Below are 703 nucleotides of genomic sequence, written 5' to 3' on the forward strand. Positions count from 1 at the left end.
CGCTCGGTTCAAGATATTCGGAGTATCTGGCCGCTCCACTGTGGCCTTTTTGTACGCATGCGACCCAGGCTGCTTGCTGCCCAACGGCAGCTCACGCATCAGTCTGCGCACCTTGAACCGCCCGATTTTCTCACCCTCTTCTTGCATCATCATCTTGATACTGCAGCTGCCGGGCGCACTTCGTCCACGCGTGAATAACTCATTCACTCGACTACGTAACCTCAGTCGCTCAACGTTCGGTGTTCGCCTTCTATGACGATGTGCGGAGTAACTCGAGCGAGTGACTTCAAACACTTCGCACAAACAATCAACGCGCTCATGGTCGCTGAGCTGGCGGATCAGTGCGTAGGCTCGAGATCTTCCGACATCAAGAGCGCGGTAGCCTTTTTTGTATCGATTTTTCGCGTTCAAGGCGCGTGATCCGGGCTTCCAGCTCTTGGATTTTTTACTGCTCTGGCGTCAACGCTTTGCTGGCCGGCGCGATGCCGCCGCGCTCCTGCTGAAGCTGATTAACCCATCGGCGTAGGGCCGATTCCACCAAGCCGAGCGAACGGGCCGCTTCGGCATGGCTGTAGCCTTGATCGAGCACCAGGCAGGCGGCTTCACGCTTGAACTCAGGGGTAAAGGCACGGCGTTGCTTGGTCATCGGACACCTCTGTTTGGCGAGCATTCTCGCCTAAATGGGTGTCCGAGGTTAGTAGAC

1 pseudogene is annotated in these 703 nt (G+C 56.6%); it reads right to left on the reverse strand.

Annotated elements, in window-relative coordinates:
- Nucleotides 1-646: pseudogene (locus tag E3U47_RS24785) on the reverse strand (transposase); the annotation flags it as partial.
- Nucleotides 647-703 lie beyond the last annotated feature (57 nt).

The organism is Pseudomonas sp. RIT623, from assembly GCF_004519305.1.
GTDB lineage: Bacteria > Pseudomonadota > Gammaproteobacteria > Pseudomonadales > Pseudomonadaceae > Aquipseudomonas.